At 73.2% G+C, this 22,276-nt stretch carries 19 protein-coding genes; 6 read left to right on the top strand and 13 right to left on the bottom strand.

The window, feature by feature from the left end:
• The first annotated feature begins 72 nt into the window (after positions 1 to 72).
• Both ABZ406_RS23745 and ABZ406_RS23740 read left to right on the top strand, forming a co-directional pair.
• Entirely contained in the window at positions 73 to 1,446 is a 1,374-nt protein-coding gene (locus tag ABZ406_RS23745) for a protein kinase (protein ID WP_357765509.1), read from the top strand.
• Between the two features lie 123 nt (positions 1,447 to 1,569).
• Complete coding sequence (locus tag ABZ406_RS23740; protein ID WP_357765506.1) at positions 1,570 to 2,832, top strand: nucleotide sugar dehydrogenase; 1,263 nt, start codon at positions 1,570 to 1,572, stop codon at positions 2,830 to 2,832.
• Positions 2,833 to 2,929: 97 nt separating this feature from the next.
• On the opposite strand, the gene ABZ406_RS23735 is transcribed toward ABZ406_RS23740, so the two are convergent.
• The 4 genes from ABZ406_RS23735 to ABZ406_RS23720 all read right to left on the bottom strand — a co-directional run bounded on the left by ABZ406_RS23735 (position 2,930) and on the right by ABZ406_RS23720 (position 8,188).
• Entirely contained in the window at positions 2,930 to 5,404 is a 2,475-nt protein-coding gene (locus tag ABZ406_RS23735; protein WP_357765503.1) for an ABC transporter permease, read from the bottom strand.
• Between the two features lie 147 nt (positions 5,405 to 5,551).
• A complete protein-coding gene (locus ABZ406_RS23730; RefSeq protein WP_357765500.1) occupies positions 5,552 to 6,217 on the bottom strand; it encodes a response regulator transcription factor in 666 nt (221 codons plus the stop codon).
• The gene (locus ABZ406_RS23725; protein WP_357765497.1) at positions 6,214 to 7,434 is read right to left on the bottom strand and encodes a histidine kinase; all 1,221 of its coding nucleotides are present in this window, start codon (positions 7,432 to 7,434) and stop codon (positions 6,214 to 6,216) included. The genes ABZ406_RS23730 and ABZ406_RS23725 overlap by 4 nt, the downstream gene beginning before the upstream one ends.
• Positions 7,435 to 7,480: 46 nt before the next feature.
• On the bottom strand, positions 7,481 to 8,188 hold the full coding sequence (locus ABZ406_RS23720; RefSeq protein ID WP_357765494.1) for a DUF305 domain-containing protein: 708 nt from the start codon (positions 8,186 to 8,188) through the stop codon (positions 7,481 to 7,483).
• Between the two features lie 138 nt (positions 8,189 to 8,326).
• Between ABZ406_RS23720 and ABZ406_RS23715 the strand changes: the two genes are divergently transcribed.
• Together ABZ406_RS23715 and ABZ406_RS23710 are read left to right on the top strand one after the other, a co-directional pair.
• Positions 8,327 to 9,772, top strand: a complete 1,446-nt coding sequence (locus ABZ406_RS23715; protein ID WP_357765491.1) for a hypothetical protein — start codon at positions 8,327 to 8,329, stop codon at positions 9,770 to 9,772.
• A 170-nt stretch (positions 9,773 to 9,942) separates the two neighbouring features.
• Positions 9,943 to 11,154, top strand: a complete 1,212-nt coding sequence (locus tag ABZ406_RS23710; RefSeq protein ID WP_357765488.1) for an SLC13 family permease — start codon at positions 9,943 to 9,945, stop codon at positions 11,152 to 11,154.
• Positions 11,155 to 11,188: 34 nt separating this feature from the next.
• Here ABZ406_RS23710 and ABZ406_RS23705 read toward each other — a convergent pair whose 3' ends face one another.
• The 8 genes from ABZ406_RS23705 to ABZ406_RS23670 form a co-directional block, all read right to left on the bottom strand.
• A complete protein-coding gene (locus ABZ406_RS23705; protein ID WP_357765485.1) occupies positions 11,189 to 12,778 on the bottom strand; it encodes an asparagine synthase-related protein in 1,590 nt (529 codons plus the stop codon).
• A gap of 4 nt (positions 12,779 to 12,782) precedes the next feature.
• Entirely contained in the window at positions 12,783 to 13,751 is a 969-nt protein-coding gene (locus tag ABZ406_RS23700; RefSeq protein WP_357765482.1) for a DUF5715 family protein, read from the bottom strand.
• Positions 13,752 to 13,907: 156 nt separating this feature from the next.
• Positions 13,908 to 14,705 (bottom strand): isocitrate lyase/phosphoenolpyruvate mutase family protein, encoded by a 798-nt coding sequence (locus tag ABZ406_RS23695; protein WP_357765479.1) that lies wholly within the window; start codon positions 14,703 to 14,705, stop codon positions 13,908 to 13,910.
• Complete coding sequence (locus ABZ406_RS23690; protein ID WP_357765476.1) at positions 14,702 to 15,730, bottom strand: cytochrome P450; 1,029 nt, start codon at positions 15,728 to 15,730, stop codon at positions 14,702 to 14,704. The genes ABZ406_RS23695 and ABZ406_RS23690 overlap by 4 nt, the downstream gene beginning before the upstream one ends.
• Positions 15,731 to 15,791: 61 nt before the next feature.
• Positions 15,792 to 16,535, bottom strand: a complete 744-nt coding sequence (locus tag ABZ406_RS23685; RefSeq protein WP_357765473.1) for a winged helix-turn-helix domain-containing protein — start codon at positions 16,533 to 16,535, stop codon at positions 15,792 to 15,794.
• A 107-nt stretch (positions 16,536 to 16,642) separates the two neighbouring features.
• On the bottom strand, positions 16,643 to 17,161 hold the full coding sequence (locus tag ABZ406_RS23680) for a 2'-5' RNA ligase family protein (protein ID WP_357765470.1): 519 nt from the start codon (positions 17,159 to 17,161) through the stop codon (positions 16,643 to 16,645).
• 36 nt (positions 17,162 to 17,197) lie between these two features.
• Positions 17,198 to 17,803, bottom strand: coding sequence for a response regulator transcription factor (locus ABZ406_RS23675; RefSeq protein ID WP_357765468.1), 606 nt, complete (start codon positions 17,801 to 17,803; stop codon positions 17,198 to 17,200).
• Positions 17,800 to 18,954: a histidine kinase gene (locus ABZ406_RS23670; protein ID WP_357765465.1), complete on the bottom strand. Its 1,155-nt coding sequence runs from the start codon at positions 18,952 to 18,954 to the stop codon at positions 17,800 to 17,802. The genes ABZ406_RS23675 and ABZ406_RS23670 overlap by 4 nt, the downstream gene beginning before the upstream one ends.
• Positions 18,955 to 19,086: 132 nt before the next feature.
• On the opposite strand from ABZ406_RS23670, the gene ABZ406_RS23665 reads away from it, so the two are divergent.
• Both ABZ406_RS23665 and ABZ406_RS23660 read left to right on the top strand, forming a co-directional pair.
• A complete protein-coding gene (locus ABZ406_RS23665; RefSeq protein WP_357765462.1) occupies positions 19,087 to 19,977 on the top strand; it encodes a hypothetical protein in 891 nt (296 codons plus the stop codon).
• Between the two features lie 96 nt (positions 19,978 to 20,073).
• On the top strand, positions 20,074 to 21,807 hold the full coding sequence (locus ABZ406_RS23660) for a DEAD/DEAH box helicase (RefSeq protein ID WP_357765458.1): 1,734 nt from the start codon (positions 20,074 to 20,076) through the stop codon (positions 21,805 to 21,807).
• 53 nt (positions 21,808 to 21,860) lie between these two features.
• On the opposite strand, the gene ABZ406_RS23655 is transcribed toward ABZ406_RS23660, so the two are convergent.
• On the bottom strand, positions 21,861 to 22,259 hold the full coding sequence (locus ABZ406_RS23655; RefSeq protein ID WP_357765600.1) for a DoxX family protein: 399 nt from the start codon (positions 22,257 to 22,259) through the stop codon (positions 21,861 to 21,863).
• Positions 22,260 to 22,276: the final 17 nt, after the last annotated feature.

Below are 22,276 nucleotides of genomic sequence, written 5' to 3'. Positions count from 1 at the left end.
CACTGCCGAACCAGCCGCCGGGTGGCCCGGCCGCAGCGCGCCGGCCCGCGCCACTCTGGGTACGGTAATGCGGTGTTGTCATCGGAGGTCGTGCTCAGCGGTCGCTACCGCTTGGACGAACGTGTCGCCACGGGCGGCATGGGCGACGTGTGGCGTGCCTCCGACCTGATCCTCGGCCGGCAGGTCGCGGTCAAGGTCCTGCTGCCGGCGTTGGTCTCCGACCCCGACTTCATCGCCCGGTTCCGCGCCGAGGCTCGGATCATGGCGGCGTTGCGGCACCCGGGCATCGTGCAGGTCTTCGACTGCGGCGAGGACGACCTGCCCGGCGGCGGTCGGGCGGACTACCTCGTCATGGAGTTCGTCGCCGGTGAGCCGTTGTCCAAGCGGATCGAGGCGGCCGGGCGGCTCGACGTGGCCGAGACGATGTCGATCGTGGCGCAGGCGGCCGCAGCGCTCAACGCGGCGCATCGCGGCGGCATCGTGCACCGCGACGTCAAGCCCAGCAACCTGCTGGTGCAGGAGGACGGCACAGTCGTCCTGGTGGACTTCGGCGTGGCCCGCTCCACCGACATCACGAGCATCACCAGCACCAACGCGGTGCCGGGCACCGCCCTCTACATGGCTCCCGAGCAGGCCGCCGGCCGGCCGGTCAGCGGTGCCACCGACATCTACGCCCTGGGTGCGGTCACCTACTGCTGCCTCACCGGCAGTCCGCCCTTCACCGGGGACAATCCGCTCCAGGTCGCCGTGCGGCACCTGGACGACGAGCCGCCGGAGCTGCCGCACGAGATCCCCGAGGCGGTCCGCGCCCTGGTGTCGCGGGCCCTGGCCAAGGACCCGCTGGAGCGGTTCACCAGCGGGGCGGCGATGGCCGAGGCCGCCCGGACGGCGGTCACCGGCGGCGAGCCGCCGACGGCGATGGCCACGCCGCTCGCGCTTCGCGACGGTGGTCCCAGCACCCGCACCGACGTGCCGGCGGGCGCGGCCGTGGCGACCGGTTCGCGTGCCCAGCGGCGCCGGGCTCCGCTGGTCGGCGCTGCCGCTGTCGTGCTGGTGGCGCTGGTCGGGCTCGGTGCGGCACTGGCCGCGGCCCGCAACGCCGGTGAGAACCCGGCAGTCCACCTGCCGACCACCCCGCCGACGGTGGCGCCGAGCGGCCCCGTCGACCTGCCCGCCGCGAACGAGCAGGTCACCAGCGTCGAACCCGGCCGGCCGGGAAAGCCGCACGTCCCCGGCAACGCCCCGTCGGCCTCGGTCTCGGCCACACCGAGCCCGCAGCCCAGCCTGACTGTCGGCCCCCCGTCGCCGACGGTGGGCGTGACGGCGGCGCCGCCGACCAGCGCGGCACCCACGACCGGCGCGCCGCCGACGACAGGTGCGCCGCCGTCCGATCCGTCCCCCACGTCCACCGCCCCGGTCGATCCGGAGGTGCCGGCGGGCGGTTGAGCCACCCTCTGTCGCCGACGCGCCAGTCCCACGAGCACCGATATCCCCAAAACGGACTTACGTCGCCGAAGACGCCTCTAGGCTCTCAGCAGGCCATTTACACCATCTGCCGTGGGAGCCTGGGTGAGCGCTGAGAAGCTGGTCGTCATCGGTCAGGGGTATGTCGGACTACCGCTGGCCATGCGGGCCGTCGAGGCGGGGCTCGACGTGGTCGGTCTCGACGTCGACGCCGACCGGGTGAAGCGCCTCGCCTCCGGCGAGTCGTTCGTCGAGGACATCCCGGCCGATCGGCTGGGCCGGGCGTTGGGCAGCGGCCGCTACCACCCGAGCACCGAGTACACCGACGCGGACGGGTTCGACATCTGCGTCATCACGGTGCCGACCCCGCTGCGCGACGGCACCCCGGACCTGAGCTTCGTCGAGCAGGCCGGCATCGGTATCGGCCCGTACGTCCGGGCTGGCTGCACCGTGATCCTGGAGTCGACCACGTACCCGGGCACCACCGAGGAACTGCTGCGCCCGCTGCTGGAGTCGGCCAGCGGGCTGACCAGCCCCGGCGACTTCCACCTCGGCTACAGCCCGGAGCGGATCGACCCGGGCAACCCGACCTGGCGGCTGGAGAACACCCCGAAGGTGGTCTCCGGGGTGGACCCGGCATCGCTGGCCCGGGTGGACGAGTTCTACCAGCGCCTCGTGGAACGCACCGTTCCGGTGGACTCCACCCGCGTCGCCGAGCTGACCAAGCTGATCGAGAACACCTTCCGCCAGGTCAACATCGCGCTGATCAACGAGTTGACCATGCTCTCGCACCACCTCGACATCGACGTCTGGCAGGCGATCGACGCCGCCTCGACCAAACCGTTCGGCTTCCTGCCGTTCCGGCCCGGCCCCGGCGTCGGAGGGCACTGCCTGCCGATCGACCCGTGCTACCTGTCGTGGCAGGTCAAGCGCCGCCTCGGACGGCAGTTCCGGTTCATCGAGCTGGCCAACGACGTCAACCACGAGATGCCCGAACACGTCGCGCAGCGCATCATGGCGGGGCTGAACCGGGACAGTCGTGCCGTCAGCGGCGCCCGACTGCTGCTGCTCGGTCTGGCGTACAAGAAGAACACCGGCGACATGCGCGACTCGCCCGCTGTCGACGTGGCGCGCCGGCTCCAGGCCCTCGGGGCCGAGGTGCACGCCGTCGAGCCGTACGCGGAGGCGCACCAGATCCCGGCGGGGGTCACCGTGGTGGGGCTCACCGAGCGGGAGATTCGGGCGGCCGACGCGGTGGTGGTGGTCACCGACCATGACACCTTCGACTACGACCTCGTGGTCAAGCACGCCCGCTACGTCTTCGACACCCGTAACCGGTGCGTCGGCCCAATGGTCGAACGCCTGTAGACCCGGCACCGCTGGCCGGTCCCGCCGCCGGGGAAGATGGCGGGACCGGCCGGCGGATGTCCGTCCGGTGGACGGGACGAAACCCCCCGGTTCGGGCTCACTGGTCGGCGAGCGCCTCGACGACCGGGCGGGACAGCGCCCGACGGGCCGGCAACACCGAGGCGAGCAGGGCGGCCAGCATCGCGACGCCGAGGATCAGCCCGAGCTGGCCGAGCGGCAGCACCACGTGGAAGTCGCCACCGAGGCGGTCCAGCAGGGCCATCGTGGACGCGCTGACTCCGGTGCCGAGCCCGATGCCGAGCACCGCGCCGACGAGCGCCATCAGCACCGCCTCGACGGCGAGGACCGCCCGCATCCGCCCTCGGGTGAGCCCGACCGCCCGTAGCACGGCGTTCTCCCTGGTCCGTTCGACGACCGACAGGCTCAGCGTGTTCGCCACGCCGACCAGGGCGATCACCACGGCCAGGCCGAGCAGCGCGGTGACGAACGCGAGCAGCATGTCGACGGTGCCGGTGAGCATCTTCTTGTATGCGCCCTGGTCCATCAGGTTCACCGTCGGGTAGCGGCCGAGCACTGCCGTGATCGCCTCGCGGGCACGTTCGGGGCTCACCCCGGCGGCGGGGTCGATTTCGGCCAGGTAGCCGCGCTGGGAGGGAAAGAGTGCGGCGAAGTCCTGGTCGGACAGGTCGATGACGTGGCCCGCCGGCGCGTCGCCACCGGGGGTGTCGTCGGTGACCACGGCTGCCACCCGGAACTGCCTGCCCCGGACGGTCACCGGCGAGCCGACCTGCCAGCCGCGGGCCCGTGCCAGCTCGCGGTGCACGAGCACCTGCCCCGGCCCGACCCGCTCGGCGTCGCCGGCCAGCACCCCGCTCAGCGTTCGGCCGACGAGCGCCGGGTGGGCCGCGCGGATCTCGACGTCGCCGACGACAGTGGCGCGCTGCTCGTGCACGACACCCAATTCGGGGCGGGCGGCGAGTTCGCCGACGAGCGCTGCCGGCAGGTCCTGACCGATTCCGCTGACCACGAAATCGGTGCCGATCTGGGCGTCGACGCTGCGTTCGATGCCGTCCTTGGTGCTGCGCGCGCCGACCATGAAGGCCGACACCAGTCCGATACCGATCACCAGTGCGGTGGCCGTCGCTGCCACCCGCCGAGGGTTGCGCACCGTGTTGGCGACGGCCAGCTCGCCGGTGGCGCCGAGCACGCGTCGTGCCGGCCAGCCGAACACCCGGATCAGCGCCGGGACGAGCACCGGCCCGAACAGCACGATCCCGAAGAAGGTGAGCACCCCACCGGCCGCCACCAGCAGCAACTGACCGGCGCTGGCGGCGCCGGCCAGCGCGGCGACACCGACGGCGAGCACCACCGCGCCGATGCTCAGTCGCACCCGACCCGCACCCCGGCCGGGCTGCACTGCGGCGTCGGTGAGCGCGGCCACCGGCGCGATCCGGGTCCCCCGCCAGGCCGGCAGCAGGGCGGCGCACACGGTGAGGCCGGTGCCCAGCAGCAGGCCGGTCAGCACTGTCGCGCTCGTCACTGTCAGGTCTCCGCTGACCGGCACGTCCAGTCGGGACAGCAGCAGCCGCATCCCGCCGGCGAGGCCCACCCCGAGCAGCACGCCGAGCGCGGAGGCGGCCAGGCCCAGCACTGCCGACTCCAGCACCGTGGACCGGAAGACCTGCCCCCGGGTGGCGCCGACGAGGCGCAGCAGCGCGGTCCGTCGGGTGCGCTGGGCCAGCACGATCGCGAAGGTGTTGGCGATCACGAAACCGGCCACCACGATCGCGATCCCCACGAAGATCAACAACAGCATGCGGAACTGGTCGACGTCACGGACCGCGTCCTCCACCGCCTCGTCGAGGATCTGCTGTCGACTCTTGACAGTGGCTTCGGCACCGATCACGGCGCGTACCCGCCCGGTCAGCGCCGCGACGTCGGCGCCCGGTCGGGCCGCCACCATGATCCGGCCGTAGCCCCGCTCGCCGGTGAGGGCCAGCGCGTCCGGCCCGACCAGGCCGACGAAGGGACCGCCGACATCGCGGGCGGTGCCGGCCACGTCGACGGTGCCGACCAGTGTGTACGGGCGGGCCGCCCCGCCGGTGGCGCCGATCCGCACCGCCGCGCCGAGCGGAAAGCCCTGCTCGGCTGCCGTCGGCGCGTCGAGCACCACCTCCCCGGCCCGGTCGGGCAAGCGGCCGGCGACCACGTCGTACGACCGCAACGCCTCCTCGGTGGGAACGGAGACGAGCATGGTGAAGCCGAGCACCGGACGACCGTCGGCACCGACGATCCCGGCGGTGTTGGTCAACTCACCGGCGGCGGCGGCCACCCCGTCGACAGTCCGCACCCGCTCGAGAAGAGCTGGCGGCAGCACCTCCCGGCCGGCCGAGTAGACCCCCAGGTCGGTGTGGCGGTCGAAGGTGCCGGCCCGCTGGTACGCCCCGGCCCGCATCCCGTCGACGAAGATCATCGTGCCGGCGACGAACGCGACGCCGAGCACGACGGCGAGCGCCGAGAGCAGCATGCGCAGCGCCTCGGCGCGCAGCGAACGCAGGGTAAGGCGGATCATGGAGGGCTCCCGGAGCGGGTGGCGGATCGGACCCCTCCGACGCTATGGCCGGCACCGGTCCGTGCACCTCCACCTACGCGCTCGCCAGGCGTGCACCCCGGGTCGCGGTGCACCCGCCGGCCGCTACGACCCAGGTCGTACGCGGCGTCATCCGCCGGGCGTGACGAGCCCGCTCTCGTACGCCAGGACCACCGCCTGGACCCGGTCGCGCAGGTGGAGTTTCGCCAGGATCCGGCCGACGTGGGTCTTCACCGTCGCCTCGGCCACGTGCACCCGGGCGGCGATCTCCGCGTTGGACAGCCCCTGGGCCACAAGCAGCAGCACCTCCCGTTCCCGGTCGGTGAGCTGCGCGAGTCGAGGGTCGGCGCTCGGGGCGGCGCCGAGCTGCCCGGCGAACCGGTCCAACAGTCGCCGGGTGATCGACGGGGCGACCACCGAGTCGCCCTGCGCCACCACCCGGATGGCGGCCAGCAACTCCTCCGGCGGGACGTTCTTGAGCAGGAAACCACTCGCCCCGGCCTGGAGCGCCGCGAACGCGTCCGCCTCGGTGTCGAACGTGGTCAGCACCAGCACCCGAGGGAGACCGGTGGGCCGATCGGCGCAGAGCCGCCGGGTCGCCTCCACCCCGTCCATGGTGGGCATCCGGATGTCCATCACGACGACGTCGGCCTCGGTGCGGGCGAGCACCCGCAGGGCGTCCGCGCCGTCGATGGCCTCCCCGACGACCTCCAGGTCGGGCTGGGAGTCCAGGACCATCCGGAACCCGGCGCGAACCAGCGCCTGGTCGTCCACGATCACTACCCGGACCGTCATGCCGCGATCACCTCCGTTGCCGGCTCTGACGGTAGCGGCAGCCGGACCTCGACCTGCCAGCCCCCGCCCAGCCGGGGACCGGCGGTGAGGCTGCCGTCGTACACGGTCACCCGCTCCCGCATGCCGAGCAGGCCGTGACCGCCGGGCGGCGCCGGGCTGACCAGCGGACGGCCGTGACCGTCGTCGACCACCCGGACCACGACGGCGTCGGCGGTGTACGACAGGACGACCTCGACGGTGGCACCGACGCCGGCGTGCTTGAGCGCGTTGGTGAGCGCCTCCTGCACCACCCGGTAGACGGTCAGCTCCAGGCCCGGGGGCAGGGCCGGTGGCGTACCGGTGACGGTGCTGCGGACGTGCAGCCCGGCGTCGTCGAAGCGGGCCAGCAGCTCGGGCAGCTCGGCCAGGGCGAGGCGTCGGTGCGCGGGGTCGGCCGCCACCGCCAACCCGTCGGTGCCGTCCGCGCCGGCCGGACCGGCGTCGCGCAGGACGCCGACGAGGCGGCGCATCTCCTCCAGCGCCTGCCGGCCGGTGTCCGCGACCACCTTGACCGCGGTACGCGCCTGGGCGGGGTCACGGTCGAGCATGAACCGGGCGCCGTCAGCCTGGACGATCATCACGGCCATGCTGTGGGCGACCACGTCGTGCAGCTCACGGGCGATCCGGGTGCGCTCCTCGGCGACGGCCGCCCGGGACTCCGCCTCCCGCTCCCGTTCCAGGGTGGTGGCCCGTTCCTCAAGGCTGAGGACGTAGAGGCGGCGGGTTCGCACGTTCAGCGCGACCAACCAGACCGCGCCGGTGACCAGCGCGTACCACAGCGCGGTCACCCACCACTGGATGACGTTCGGGGTCTGTGCGGCGGCCAGCAGCACGCCGACGGCCGCGACCGCGCCGGCCAGGACGCCGTCGCGCAGACGTCGACCGTACTTCACCACGCTGTAGAGCGCGATCAGGACGGCCACGTCGTAGACGAGCGGACCCCAGCGGGCGATCACCTGGATCAGAGCGAGCGCCGCGATGGCCACCGTCACCGCGCTCGGGTGGGTGCGGCGGAACAGCAGCGCCACCGCCATCCCCACGCCGACGGCGGTGGCCGCCCAACCACCCGGCTGGTTGACGGCCGCGGCCAGGGAGAGGAGCACCACCAGGGCGGCGACTGCCACGTCGAAGGCGACGCCGCGCAGCGGACGGCCGAACAGGGTGGTCCTCACGGTCACCCAGCGTACGTGCCGGGAGGTTCGGCTCTCGCAGCCCGCACGGGGCTCAGCGGCTGAGGATCTCGCGCATGCGGTCGATCTCGACGGTCTGTTCGGTGGCGACGGAGTTGGCGAACTCGTTGAGCGTCAGGTCGGAGCCGACGGTCAGCAGGTTGGTGGCCATCTCGATGGCGCCCTTGTGGTGTGCGGTCATCATCTGGACGAAGAGCCTGTCGAAGTCCGCGCCACGGACGGCGGCGAGCTGCCGCATCGCCTCGGGTGACTGCATGCCCCGCATGGTGCCGTGGTCGTGCCCCCGCTCCTCCGCCGGGAGGCCACGGGTCTGCAGCCAGCCGCGCATCATGCCCATCTCCGGCCCCTGGCTGGCCCGGATGCGGTCGGCGATGGCCCGGACGTCGGGGTCGGCGGCCCGGTCGGGGGCGAGCTCCGCCATCGCCAGGGCCTGCGCGTGGTGCGGGATCATCATCCGGACGAACCAGACGTCCAGCGAGTTGTGCGGGGCGGGGCCGGCGTCGCTGACCTCGTGCGCGGGGCGGGTGGCCGCCGTCTCGCCCGGACGGCCGGGCGCGATGACGGTCAGGTCGGTGGGGACGGGGCTGACCGTCGGCGACGCGGCGGAGGTGGCGGGTGCGGAGACCGGCCGTCGGGTGCCCGTGCCGGTGTCGTCGCCGAGGCGGATCATCACGAACACCACGAGGGGCAATGCGAGAGCCAGTGTGACGACCGCCAGGGTGCGTGCGCGGCGGTTGGTCATGGGCCACTCCCTGCAGTCGAGGTCATCGCGATGCTATCCATTGAAGAACCCACATTCATGTGATCCGGCTCACATCGACGATCTTCGTCGGACGGTAACGTGTCAACAATCGTCTCCCCCTTGCGAAGGGCCCCGCCGATGATCAGACTCCACAAGCCACGGTTACGACAACTGCGTGTCGTGGCGGTCGCCACGACCGGCCTCCTCGTCGCCAGCGCCCTCGTCGCCCCGGCGAGCAACGCCCAGACGGTGCCGCAGGCGGCCACGGCTCCCGCGCTCACCAACACCATCCCCGGCGTCGACGAGATCGTGAGCAGCCCCAACCTGCGCCAGATCGCCAACCTGCCGAAGGTCGCCCCGCTGGACGCGACGAACAGCGACATCGCCTTCCAGGGCAAGTACGCGTTCGCCGGGAACTACAACGGCTTCGTCATCTACGACATCTCGCGGCCCAGCGCCCCGACGGTCAAGGCCCGGGTGCTCTGCCCGGGGTCGCAGAACGACATCTCCGTCCACGGTGACCTGCTCTTCCTCTCCACCGACTCGTCCCGCAGCGACGACTCCTGCAACAGCACCACGCAGGGAGCGAACGTGAAGGAGTCGTGGGAGGGCATCAAGGTCTTCGACATCAAGGACAAGGCCAACCCGCGATACATCAAGTCCGTCGAGACGGCCTGCGGCTCACACACCCACACCCTCGTGCCGGGCAAGGACCGCAAGGCCGTCTACCTGTACGTCTCGTCGTACAGCCCGCGGGCCGAGTTCCCGGACTGCCAGCCGCCACACGACTCCATCTCCATCATCAAGGTGCCGGTGAAGAAGCCGACCGACGCGGCAGTCGTCGCGACGCCGAACCTCTTCCCGGACGGCGGCTTCCCCGGCAGCGACACCGGCTCGGCGACCACCGGTTGCCACGACATCACCGCCTACCCGTCGAAGGACCTGGCCGCCGGCGCCTGCATGGGTGACGGCATCCTGCTCGACATCAAGAACCGCGAGGCGCCCCGGGTCATCAACCGGGTCCGGGACGAGGTCAACTTCGCGTTCTGGCACTCGGCCACCTTCAACAACTCCGGCACCAAGGTGATCTTCACCGACGAGCTGGGTGGTGGCGGGGCGGCGACCTGCAACGAGGCCGTCGGCCCGAACCGGGGCGCGGACGCCATCTACGACGTCACCGGCCGCGGCGACGCCCGGACGATGACCTTCCGCAGCTACTACAAGATCCCCCGGGCGAACGCCGACACCGAGAACTGCGTGGCGCACAACGGCTCGCTGATCCCGGTGCTCGGTAAGGACATCATGGTCCAGGCGTGGTACCAGGGTGGCATCTCGGTGTTCGACTTCACCGACTCGGCCAACCCGAAGGAGATCGCCTTCTGGGAGCGCGGCCCGCTCTCGGCCGACACGTTCGTCGGCGGCGGCACCTGGTCCGCGTACTACTACAACGGCCACATCTACTCCAACGACATGGTGAAGGGCCTGGACGTCCTGGAGCTGAACGACTGGCGTACCTGGACGGCCAAGCTGATCCGCTACCCGGAGCTCAACGTGCAGACCCAGCCCAGCTACCTCAGCTGGTAGGCACCTCGCACGACGCCGGGCCCGGTCCCCCCATCCTCGGGGGCCGGGCCCGGCCGCGTCCGGGCGGGAGCGGCGTCGCGCCGCCCGCAACTCGCGCAAACGGTGGGGCCGGTCACCAGCGCACGGGGTTACCAGGCAGCCGACAAGGGGCTGTGCCAACGTGAGCAGATGTGACACCTGCCGCCCCGCCCGAACCGACCACACGCCGGCGGCCCCACCCGCTGGACCTGGTGGCGGCCTTCCTCGCCGTGGTCGGCACGGCCTGCGCGCTGAGCGGTCTACTCCCCCGCGCGGAGACCACCGCCACCCTGCACCGGATCCTGCCCCTGCTGCTGTTCCTCGGCACCGTGATCGTGCTCGCCGAACTGACCGCCGTGGCAGGTGTCTTCGACGTGCTGGCCAGCCGACTGGCGATCGCCTCCCGGGGCAGTTGGGCGGCCCTGTTCCTGCTCTGCGGCGGACTCGCCACGCTGACCACCCTCGTGCTCAACCTCGACACCACAGCCGTCCTGCTCACCCCGGTGCTGCTCGCGCTGGCCCGGAACCTGCGGATCCCCGCCGCCCCGCTCGCCGTCACCACCGTCTGGCTGGCGAACACCGCGAGCCTGCTGCTGCCGGTCTCCAACCTGACCAACCTGCTCGCCGCCGACCGGGTGGAGCTGGCACCCCTGGCGTACGCGGCCCGGATGGCGGTGCCGCAGCTCGCCGCCGTGACGGTCACCATGGCGCTGCTCTGGTTCGGGTGGTGGCGGCGGGAGCGGCCCGCCGGTGGACGTTTCGTCCCGCCGACCCGGCACGTGCCACCCGACCCGGTGCTGCACCGTACGGCGCTCGCCGGTTGCCTGATCTTCGTCGCCGGCATCCTCGCCGGCGTGGAGATCGAGATCGCCTCCACCGTCGCGCTCGCGCTGGTGCTTGTCGGGTTCCTGGTCCGCTCCCGCGCCACGCTGCGCCCCGGGTTGGTGCCGGTGCGCCTGCTGTTCTTCGTCACCGGCCTGTTCCTGGTCGTGCAGACCCTCGGCCGGCACGGGCTCGACGACCTGGTCGGCACCCTGCTCGGTGACGACGGCGGCGCGTGGGGTGCGCTGCGCGCCGGTGGCACGGGAGCGTTGCTCGCCAACGCGGTGAACAACCTGCCCGCCTACCTGGCCGGCGAGTCGGTGCTGCCCACCGGTGACCACACCCGGCTGCTGGCCCTGCTGATCGGCACCAACGTCGGCCCGCTGGCCGCCCCCTGGGCGTCGCTGGCCACCCTGCTCTGGTTCGAGCGCTGCCGGGCGGCCCGGGTGGCGGTGCCGGTGACCCGGTTCGTGCTGACCAGCACCCTGCTCGCGGTCACCGCGACGCTCGCCGCGGTCGGCGCGCTGTTGCTGGTGACCTGATCCGGCGATCGTCGCGACGCGGCGCAGGCGGCAGTCAGTGCCGGGCCGGGCGCGGGCCGACCAGCCGACGGACCATCGGGGCGGCGTTCCACTTGGCCGCGCCGACCAGGTCGCGGGCATGCTCCAGGACCGTGTAGTCGGTGCGGGTCAGCCCCGCGGCGATGGCCCGGTCCAGGTCGTTGTCGCAGCGGCTGAGCACCGTGTCGAAGTCCCGGCGGACCGGCTCCTGCAGGTCGTATCCGAACGAGCGGTGCAGCCGGGCGAAGAGCGGCTTGTACAGCCGGACCCGCTCGTGCAACCCCGACGAGTACGACATCGGGTTCTTCGGACGGCGGAGGATGTAGTCGGGCAGCACGTCCGCGAACGCCCGGCGGACGATCCACTTCTCCTGCCCGTCGCGCAGCTTCAGGTCCAGCGGCAGCCGCATCGCCAGTTCCACCACGCTGAGGTCGAGAAACGGCACCCGGGCCTCCACCCCGTGTCCCATGGCGGCACGGTCGACGCGCTGCAACTCGGTGCGGCACAGGTTGCGGATCCGGTGCAGGAACAGCCTGCGGGACGCCGCCGGGCCCACCTGGTGGTACATCGGGTACCCGCCGAACAGCTCGTCGGAGCCGTCGCCGGTCAGCACCACCTTGATGCCCAGGTCGCGGAGCCGCCGGAAGATCGGCACCGACACGACAGCGTTGATGATGTCGCCGTACTCGGTCAACTCGGAGATCCGGATGGCCTCGCGGACGTCGGCGAGCCGGATGTCACGCGGACGCAGCTCGACCACCACGTGCGGCACGTCGAGGTCGGCGGCGAGCCGCCGGGCGTACGCCACGTCGGGGCTGTCCGCCACTCCGACTGTCACCGCGACGCAGTCCGGGTGGATGTCCCGCACCTGCCGCAGGGTCAACGAGCTGTCCAGGCCACCGGAGAGCACCACCCCGACGGTCAGGTCGGTCTCCACCCGCATCCGGATCGCGTCGCTGAGCGCGGCGCGGACCAGCAGCGCGGCCTCGTCCGGGTCGTCGATGACCGGCAGGCCGTCACCGATGGTGAGCAGGTCGACGTACGGGCTCAGGCGGACGTGCCCGTCCACCTCGGCCCAACCGTGGTGCCCGGGCGGCACCTCGGCGATCGGGGCGCCGTGCCCGACGAGCGCCTTGACCTCGGAGGCGAGGTGCAGGCAGCCGGGCCGACGGGACCAGTACAACGGCTTGACCCCGAGTGGATCGCGGGCCAGGTACGCCCGGCCGGTGGCCCGTTCGACGACCGCGAAGGCGTACTCACCGCGGAGCCGGGTCACCGCCGCCTCGCCCCACTGCTGGAACGCGGCGAGCAGCACCTCGGTGTCGCTCTCGGTGCGGAAGGCCTGCCCCAGGCGGGTCAGTTGCGCCCGCAACTCCCGGTAGTTGAAGATCTCGCCGTTGAAGCAGAGCAGCCACCGCTCGTCGGTCGACGTCCACGGCTGCACCGCCCGGTCCCGGTCCACGACGCGCAGCCGGCGGGTGCCGGCGAGCAGCCCGCTCTCGGACCGGGTCTCGGTGACCTCGCCGCGCGGGGCCAGGGCGGTGAGCATTCGCCGGAAGGTCGCCGGGTCGGCCTCCGGGCCGATGCTCAGCGCGATGCCGCACACCGGCTCAGACCCCCATCTCGGCCTCGTACGCCCGGCGCAGGCGACGCCGGGCGGTGGGCGCGAGACACAGGTGCCAGGCCTGCCCCTCGTCGATGACGCTCAGCTCGCCGGCCTCCTGCCGGCTCAGCAGCAGCTCCGCCAGGGTGTCCCGCGCGCCGAAACGCTCGAACCAGGCCAGCTCGACGTCCGCCGAGTAGCCGAGGCAGTGCCCGCTGGGCAGCATCGCCGCGTAGCCCAGGCGGCGCAGCCGGTACTGGTGCTCGGCGCTGCGGACCAGGCTGGTGACCCAGAGCGGCGGGGTGGCCGGCGGCGCGGCGGCGGTGAACTCCCGTCCGATGTCGTTGAGCAGCGCCACCACCTCACGCCGGGCGCGGCGGAACAGCAGCCCGGCGGTGCGCGGGGTGGCGTCGGGGCGCAGCCGGCGACGCAGCCCGCGCGCGGCCCGGCCCAGGATGGTGGCGGGCTGCTGCTGATAGCGGAAGCGCAGCAGGTCGCGGCGACGCAGCCACTCCAGGTCGACCAGCTCGGCGCTGCCGTTGACCTGGTCGTCGGTGACGAAGGTCGGGGCGTCCTGCCACCACAGCACGTCGATGCGGGAGAGCAGGTAGATCCGGACCAGCGCGCCGAGGTCACCCGCCGAGGTGCGGTCGTTCGGCTGGTAGCGGGCCATCTCCAACAGCAGCGTCTCGCGCGCGCCGATCAGCCCCTGCGGGGTGGCGTCGAGGACCGCGGCGAGCGCCGGCTCGCGCAGTCGCTCGTCGATGAGCACCTGCCGGGCCCGGGTGCTCGCCGCGTCGGCCAGGGCGCCGACCTCGACCAACAGTTCGGCGACGGCGGCCCGGTAGGCGGCCAGGTCGGGGGCGGCGGCGGGAACGCGGCGGGGGGTCGCGCCGGAGGGGCGACGGCGGGCCGGAGCGGTGGGCTGCGGAGGCGAACCGGGCTGCTGTCCCGGGCTACGGCTGGGCACTCGCATGACGGGTCCCTCTCTCCGGTCACGGCACTGGGTGGTTCGCCCTGAAACACACCGTAATCATCAGGACCGGACCGGACCGAACATTCCTCCTATCTCCCCTCGAAGGGTGCGTGGATGACGCATCCGTCAGAGTGGACCGGGCGCTGGCCACCACCGTCAGTCGCCGTCCGCCGGCACCAGGGCCTGCACCTCGGCGTACGACGGCAGTCGCGTCGGTGCGGCGGACCCGCCGAGGCGGACGGCGTCGGCTGCGGTGAGGGCGGCGCCCAGCGCGGCCCGGAACAGCAGCGAGCCGGTGCTGACCCGGGCCACCCCGGCCCTGCCCAACTCGGTCAACCCCGGCCCGCCCGGCTGGTACAGCGCGTTCACCGGAGCGTCGATCCGCTCGGTGAGGACGCGCAGGACGGCCAGGTCGACGGTCCCGGGCACGAAGATCCCGTCGGCACCGGCCAGCCGGTAGGCGTGAGCGCGAGCAAGGGTCCGCGGCAGTGGGTCGTCCACCCCGAGCCACCACGTGTCCGTGCGGGCGTTGATGAACACCTCCGGCACTCCCGCCTTCACCGCCGCGACTTTGGCAGCGGTGACCTCGGTGTCGACGAGGGTGCCGTCGGCGCGACCGTCCTCCAGGTTGATCCCGACCACGCCGAGACCGGCCAACTCCGCCACGTACCCAGCGACCTCCGCCGGGTCGTCGCTGAACCCGCCCTCCACGTCCACAGTGAGCAGCACCGGCAGCCGAGCCAGCCGGCGGGCCAGCGCGAGGGTCTCCACAGCGGTGGCCGCCACGCCGTCGGGCAGGCCGGCGGTCGCGGCGACACCGAGGCTGGTGGTGCCGATGGCCGGATGCCCACGCGCGGCGAGCGCGGCGGCCGAAGCGTGGTCCCACGCGTTGGGCAACAGCAGCGGGTGGCCGGCCCGGTGCAGGGCGTGGAACGCGGCACGACTGTCGGTCATCGGATGCTCACCTCCAGACTCGTCGGCACCCGCAGGGTGGGGTGCGGTTCGTGCCGCAACGGGTTCGGGCCGCGCCGGCAGCGGCCCCGCAGCGCGTCGAACACCCCGGTGGCCAGCGCCAGCGCGTGCCGGTCGCCCGGACAGCCCCGCTCCCCCGCCCCGAAGGTCAACAGCCCGGCACCGGGCCGACCGGGCCGGAACGCCGCAGGCTCGGGAAACACCAGCGGGTCACGGTTGGCCGCGTCGAAGCGCAGCAGCACGGGGCTGCCCTCAGGCAGGTCCCGCCCGCCCAGGCGTACCCCGACGACGGTGACCCGTCGGGTGGCCCGGACCGGCGGGTCGAGCCGCAGCACCTCGGCCAGCAGGTCGGCGGTCCGCGCCGCGGTCGGCGCACCACCCGGGGGCAGCAGGTGATGGGCGGCGGCGCCGATCAGGCCGGCTGTCGCGTCGCACGTCTGGACCAGCAGACCGATCAGGTTCGCCAGTACCTCCGGCAGGGCCGGCGGCGCGAGCGCCAGCAGCGCCGCGACCGCATGGTCGGCCCGCGCGGTCAACGCCGGATCCACCCCCGGGTGGTACGCCGCCGCGACGACAGCGACCGCCGTACCGGCGGCTGCCGGATCAGCGAAGCCGAGGCGATCGGCCAACGCCCGTAGCGGCACCGGCCGGGCCAGGTCCCGCATCACGTCGACGCGGTCGCCGGCGCGGTCGAGGACGGCCCCGGTCAGCTGTGCCGCGTCGTCCCGCAGCTCGTCCGGGTCCACGGTGGCGAGCGCCACCGCCGCGACCGCCCGACGCTCGGCGTGCCGCTCGGGTGGGCTGAACCGGCTGACCGTGGCGCGCAGCCAGGCGAGGGTGCCGGGCGGGCCGCTGTCGACGGACGGCACCTGGAACGCCGGGTCGGTCAGCGCCGCAAGCACGTCCGCGTGCCGGGTCACCCACCAACCGCGCTCCGACGCGAACGAGGGCGGCCCACACGTGGGGGTTCCGGGGGCGGGCGCGACAACAGGCCAGGTGTCAGTCACCGCCCGACCGTAGGGCGCGAACCGTTCGCCCCGGACCGAACGATCCCGCCGCGGTCGCCGGTCAGGCGCGGCCGCTCGTGGCCGGCGGGGCTGCCGGCGGGTCGAGGGTGTGTTCGGGGATGGCCAGGGCGGCGGCCAGCCCAGGGCGGCCGCGGGAAGTGAGACGCACGGCGCGGCCGGTGCCCTGGCTGATCCAACCCAGGTCGGTGAAGCGGCGGCACAGCGCCGCGCCGAGCGCCCCGGCGAGGTGCTGGTGCCGTTCGGTCCAGTCGAGGCAGTCGCGAACCACCGGGCGGCGGGCGGCACGCAGCACCTCCACGGGTACGCCCAACCCGGCCGCCCAGGCCCACCCGTCGGGCGTCAGCGCCAGCCCGCTGGACCGGTCGAGCCGGCGCTCGCGCAGCAGCGCGTCGTACATCAGCACACCGAGACGCCCCGCGAGATGGTCGTAGCAGGTCCGGGCGTACGCCAGGGAGGCGGTGACGGTCGCCGCGCGCAGCGACCCGGTCGGTGTGGGCGCGGCCGGGGCGTGCCCAGCCAGATCCTCGATCAACTGGGCCACCGACGGCCCGGCCAGCCGCAGGTAACGGTGTCGGCCCTGCCGTTCCTCGACGAGCAACCCGGCCCGGACGAGTCGGGTGAGGTGGTCGCTTGCCGTCGACGGGGCGACCCCGGCGCGCCGGGCCAGCTCACCGGCGGTCCACGCCCGCCCGTCGAGCAGCGCCACGCACATCCCGGCGCGGGTGCCGTCGGCCAACAGGGCCGCCAGCTCGGCCATCCCCCGACCGTCGGTCCCAACGCTCATCGCCCCAGTCTAGGAAGGCAGGCGCCGGGCCGGTGAACGACTACCCGGGGGGCCTCCCTCACGTGGACGAAGACGCTCGGGCTGGTGGTGCGGCCGCGCGACGGTGGTCATCCGCGACGGCTCAACGCGGTCACCGTCCGGTCCGTGCCGTCGTAGCTGCGGGCGGCGTCGAAATCGCCCGTCGGGCGCTGCCCACCGGTGACGGCGCGGGCCATCCTCAGGTCGGCGTTGCGGAACCGCAGGGCCAGGCTGAGGTGCGGCACCCAGGCGTCCGGCGCGTGCCACGGGCGGTGTCCGTCGGCCTCGGCGAGGACGTCCCAGACGGCGGCGTGCAGTGCGGTCAGCGCCGGAGTGGGTCGAACGAGCCAGACCAGTGGGGCGCTGCCGTCGAGGACGACGACCCGGTCGAGCGTCACCGGCACCGGCAGCGCCGCGTCGAACAGCTCAATCAGGCGATGTTCGACACCGGGCGGGAACTCGTCGACGGCGGCGAGGGTGAGGTGCGGCCGGTTGGTCGGATGGATGTTGCGGGCCAGGCTCGGCAACCCGGCGGCGGCCAGTCGACCCCAGACCGCCCGGACCGCGACCTCCAGACCGGGCGAGCAGACCAACTCCACCGTACGCACCTCGACACGCTACCGGGACGACGCCGACGGCGATGCTCAGAGCCAGCCGTTGTCCCGTGCGGTGCGCACCGCCTCGGCCCGGTCGGCGGCGCCGAGCTTCTGCACGGCGGCGGACAGATGGTTACGCACGGTGCCGGTGGACAGGTGTACCCGCCTGGCGATCACCGCGACCGGGGCACCGACCTCGGCCAGCCGCAGCGTTTCCAGCTCCCGGGGGGTCAACGGGCACGGGGGAAGGGTCAACGCGTCGGCGGCGAGCGACGGGTCGACGTAACGGCCGCCGCCGTGCACCCGGCGGATCACGTCGGCGAGCGCCCCACCCGGCGCACCCTTGGGCAGGAACCCCCGGGCACCGGCGGTCAGCGCCTGGCGCAGGTGACCGGGCCGACCCTGCCCGGTGAGCACTACCACCGCGCAGTCGGGTCGAACCCGGGTCAGCTCGGCGGCCACCGCGATGCCGTCCAGGCCGGGCATCTCCAGATCCAGCACCGCCACGTCGGGGCGGTGCGCCAGGGCCGCGGTGACGGCTGTCGGCCCGTCGGAGGCGTGCGCCACCACCTCCATGTCCGGTTCCAGGCCGAGCAGCGCGGCGACGGCGACCCGGATCAGATCCTCGTCGTCGGCGAGCAGGACGCGGATCACGACGCCGCCGGCACTGTGGCTTCGAGGGTGAAGATCGCGTCCTCCCGACGGACCCGTAACTCGCCCCCGGCAGCGGCGAGCCGTTCGGCCAGCCCGCGCAGGCCGTGGCTGTGCGCGTCCGGGCCACCGCCGTCGGCGCCGTCATTGGCCACCGTCATCCTGGCCACGTCATCCTCCCGGTCGATGCGGATCCGACACCAGTCGGCCCGGCTGTGCCGCAGCACGTTCGTGCTCGCCTCGCGCAGCACCGCCGCCAACTCGACGGCGGCGGGCTGTGGCAGGTCCACCGGCAGCGGCAGAACAGTGCACCGCACCCCGCAGGAGCGCAGCACCCCCACCACAGCGGCGAGCTGTTCGTCGAGGTCCACGGCCCGGTAGCCGTGCACCGTCTCCCGCACCTCGCCCAGCGCGAAGGCGGCCAGGCGTTGCACCTCGGCGGCTTCCCGCCCGGCCCGGTCCGGGTCGACGGCGGCGAGCCGCGCGGCGAGTTCGGCCTTCAACGCGATCACAGTGAGGTGGTGCCCCAGCACGTCGTGCACGTCGCGGGCGAAGCGCAGCCGCTCCTCGGCGGCGGCCAGCCGGGCCTGGGCGGCCTGGCCCTGCCGCGCTTCCACGAGCAGGCCCCAGAACCAGACCTGGAACCCGTTGACCGCGGCGACGGCCACCCCGATCCCACCGGTCACGACGAGGTGGCGCGCAACGGAGCCGCCGGTCCAGAACGCCACCGCCACCGACACCGCGAGGACGCCGACCGCCACCGCCACCGCGACCCGCCACCGCACCAGCAGCGGCGTCATGCCGATGAGTGCCGCGCCGAGCCAGGCCCACGTCGGCCACCTGCCGGCCGCCACCGGACCCACCAGCGGAACGGTCGCCACCGCCACCGCCACCAGGCCCAGCTCGGCCCGACGGCGCCAGCGCGGGTCGAGCCACGGCGTCACCGCCGCGTACAGGACGACGGTCTGGGTGATCACGAAGGCGAGGACGCCGACCGCGCCGAGCGCCACCCGGCCCTGGTCGGGTTCGTGGGTCAGGCCGACGGCCGGAAGCAGGACGCTCGCCCAGACGCCGGTGGCCAGCGACGCGAGCGTCGCCTGCCGGGCGCGGCGCAGCCGGCGGTCCGCCCGGGGTGTCACCGCTTCGCTCGCCACGCATCGATCCTAGGACCAACCCCGGCACTGTCCACCAGTGCGAACTGTCATGGTCGGACCGTGCGGTCCGCACGGTTTTCCCGTGACGATCGGGGCTGCCGGCCGCACCGGGGGCACCGGCAGGGTCGAGGTATGGAAAACACCAGGATGTACGCGGACAGCGTCACGGCCCTACCGTCACGCGCCCCCCTGCCCACCGCCACCGCCACCGCGGCCCCGACCAGCAGCAGGCGGCGGCTGCTGTGGCACCTGGCCGAGATGGCACTGGCGATGGTCGCCGGGATGGTGCTGCTCGGGCCGTTGTGGGAGGTGACGGGCGCCGCCCTGGGCGTCGGCGACGCGCTGGCCCGGCCGGACGTCGCCGCACTGGTGATGGCGACGAACATGACGGTCGGGATGACGGTGTGGATGCGCTACCGGGCGCACCACTGGCGTGGGGTCGTCGAGATGGCCGCCGCGATGTACGTACCGTTCCTGCTGTTGCTCGTGCCGTGGTGGGCGGGCCTGGTGGGTGCCGACGCCCTGATGCTCGGCGGTCATCTGCTGATGGTGCCGGCCATGGTGCTGGTGGCGGTGCGTCATCGGCACGAGACGCCGGTGCCGATCCGCCGGCATCCGGCAGTGGTGGCGCTCGCCCGCCACTGGCCGAGCGGGCTGGCGCTGCTGCTGACGGTGGACATGTGGGTCGACCCGACGGTGCTCAGCCCGTGGACGATGCTGGTGCTGCCCGGCGGCTACCTGCTGATCGGCGCGGCCCGCCGCAAGCTGGGCGGGCGCCGCGTGCTCGCCATCCAGGTCGCCGGTCTGGTCGCCTGGGGCGCCCTGACGCTTGTCGCCGTCGCGGTCGGGGGGCGGACGGCCGCGTGGCTGGTGGCGTTGGGGTGGCTGACGCACGCCGGCTGGGACCTCGTCAACCACCGCACCGGCCGGGTGGTGCCGCGCGGGTACGCCGAGTTCTGCGTGGTGCTCGACGTGGCCCTCGCCGGGGTGATGGTGCTGGCCATCCTCACCACCGAGGCCTGACCGATGCCCCGCCGCCGGGGTCGCGGAACGAGCTCGGCGACCGCTCTTGTGGCAGTCGCCGCAACGGCCCGGACGGCGTGATGAAAAGCTTGACGCATGAGTTCCGCACCTGCACAGCACGACGCACCGACTGACGCCACCCCCGACGGCACCGACGAGGTGAGTGCCTTCACCGACCTCGGGCTGCGCGCCGAACTGCTGGGCGCGCTCTCCGCCCTCGGGTACGAGGAGCCGACCCCCATTCAGCGGGAAGCCATCCCACCGCTGCTGGAGGGTCGGGACCTGCTGGGTCAGGCGGCCACCGGCACCGGCAAGACGGCGGCGTTCGCGCTGCCGCTGCTGAACCTCATGACACCCCACCGTCAGGGCGGCGACCCGGTGGCGCTGGTGCTGGTGCCGACCCGGGAGTTGGCGGTGCAGGTCTCCGAGGCGTTCCACCGCTACGGCAAGGACCTGGGGGCCCGGGTGCTGCCGATCTACGGTGGGCAGCCGATCGGCCGGCAGTTGCGCGCACTGGACAGCGGCGTCGACGTGGTGGTGGCCACCCCGGGGCGGGCCCTCGATCACATCGCCCGGGGCACCCTGCGCCTCGGCGGTCTGGCGACGGTGGTGCTGGACGAGGCCGACGAGATGCTCGACATGGGCTTCGCCGAGGACATCGAGGCGATCCTGGAGCACGCTCCGGCGCAGCGTCAGACGGTGCTCTTCTCGGCCACCATGCCGTCGCGCATCGACGGGATGGCCCGCCAGCACCTGCGGGAGCCGGTGCGGATCGAGATCGGCCGGGAGCAGCAGGTCGCCGGTGAGGCGCCCCGGGTGCGGCAGAGCGCGTACATCGTGACCCGGGCGCACAAGCCGGCCGCGCTGGGCCGGGTGCTGGACGTGGAGTCCCCGACGGCGGCGATCGTGTTCTGCCGCAGCCGGGAGGAGGTCGACAGGTTGACCGAGACGATGAACGGTCGGGGCTACCGCTCCGAGGCGCTGCACGGTGGCATGAGCCAGGAGCAACGCGACCGGGTCATGGGCCGGCTGCGGGCGGGCACCGCCGACCTGCTGGTGGCCACCGACGTGGCGGCCCGGGGGCTGGACGTCGAGCAGTTGACCCACGTCGTCAACTACGACGTGCCGTCCGCCCCGGAGTCGTACGTGCACCGGATCGGTCGGGTGGGTCGGGCTGGCCGCGAGGGCGTGGCGATCACCCTCGCCGAGCCGCGTGAGCACCGGATGCTCAAGACCATCGAGCGGGTCACCGGCCAGCGGATCAGCATCGACAAGATCCCCACCGTGGCCGACATGCGCACCCGACGGCTGGAACTGACCCAGGCGGCCCTGCGCGAGAGCCTGCTGGAAGACGACCTCGACCCGTTCCGGGTGATCGTCGAGACACTCACCGACGAGTTCGACCTGATGGAGGTCGCCCTCGCGGCCGTGAAGCTGGCCCACGAGGTGACGTCGCCGGGCTCCGACGACGAGGTGGAGATCCCGCAGGCTCCGGTGCGCGGACCGCGCGAGGGTCGACCGGAGACCGGCGGCCGGGGTGGCGACCGGCGGGGCGGGGGCCGGCCGCGCTCCGCCGGCGGCAACACCGTCCAGGTCTTCGTCGGCCTGGGTCGACGCGCCGGGGTGCGCCCGCAGGATCTGGTTGGCGCGATCACCGGGGAGACCGGCATCCGCGGCCGGGACATCGGCTCGATCGAGATCGCCGACCGGTTCTCGCTGGTGGAGGTGCCGCAGGGGGTGGCCGACGAGGTCATCTCCGGGTTGCGGCAGAGCACGATCAAGGGCCGCAAGGCCACCGTGCGCCGGGACCGCGGCGGCGACGAGCGCTGAGCGTGTCGTCGGCGACCGCCGGAGTACGACGGTCGCCGACGGCGCGACTCCGATCAGAAGGAGTACGGGCCGAAGCGGCCCCAGGCCACCAGCGCGGCGAGGGCGAGCAGCACCACGCACGTCACGATCCCCTGGATCTCCACCGTGCGTCGCTCCGGCGCGGTGGCCTTCCGCGCGCCGTTCAGGTGCACCACGATGCCGCCGATCATGATGATGACGAGCCCGAGCGCGGCGAGCGGGGTGAGCACGGTGGCGATGCCGGTGAGGGCGGGCAGCACCAGCCCGATGCCGGCGAGCAGTTCCAGGGCGCCGATGGCCTTGACCTGGATCGGCGTGGCGGCCTTCGTCCAGCCCATCGTCTCGTGCAGCTTTTCCTTGGGTTGGGTCAGCTTGACCACGCCGATGCCGCCGAAGATGGCGGCGAGCAGGATCTGAACGATCCACAGCACCATGTTCACAGGGGTTTCCT

The sequence above is a fragment of the Micromonospora sp. NPDC005710 genome (assembly GCF_040630995.1).
GTDB lineage: Bacteria > Actinomycetota > Actinomycetes > Mycobacteriales > Micromonosporaceae > Micromonospora.
This window is presented reverse-complemented; position numbering and strand designations above follow the sequence as displayed.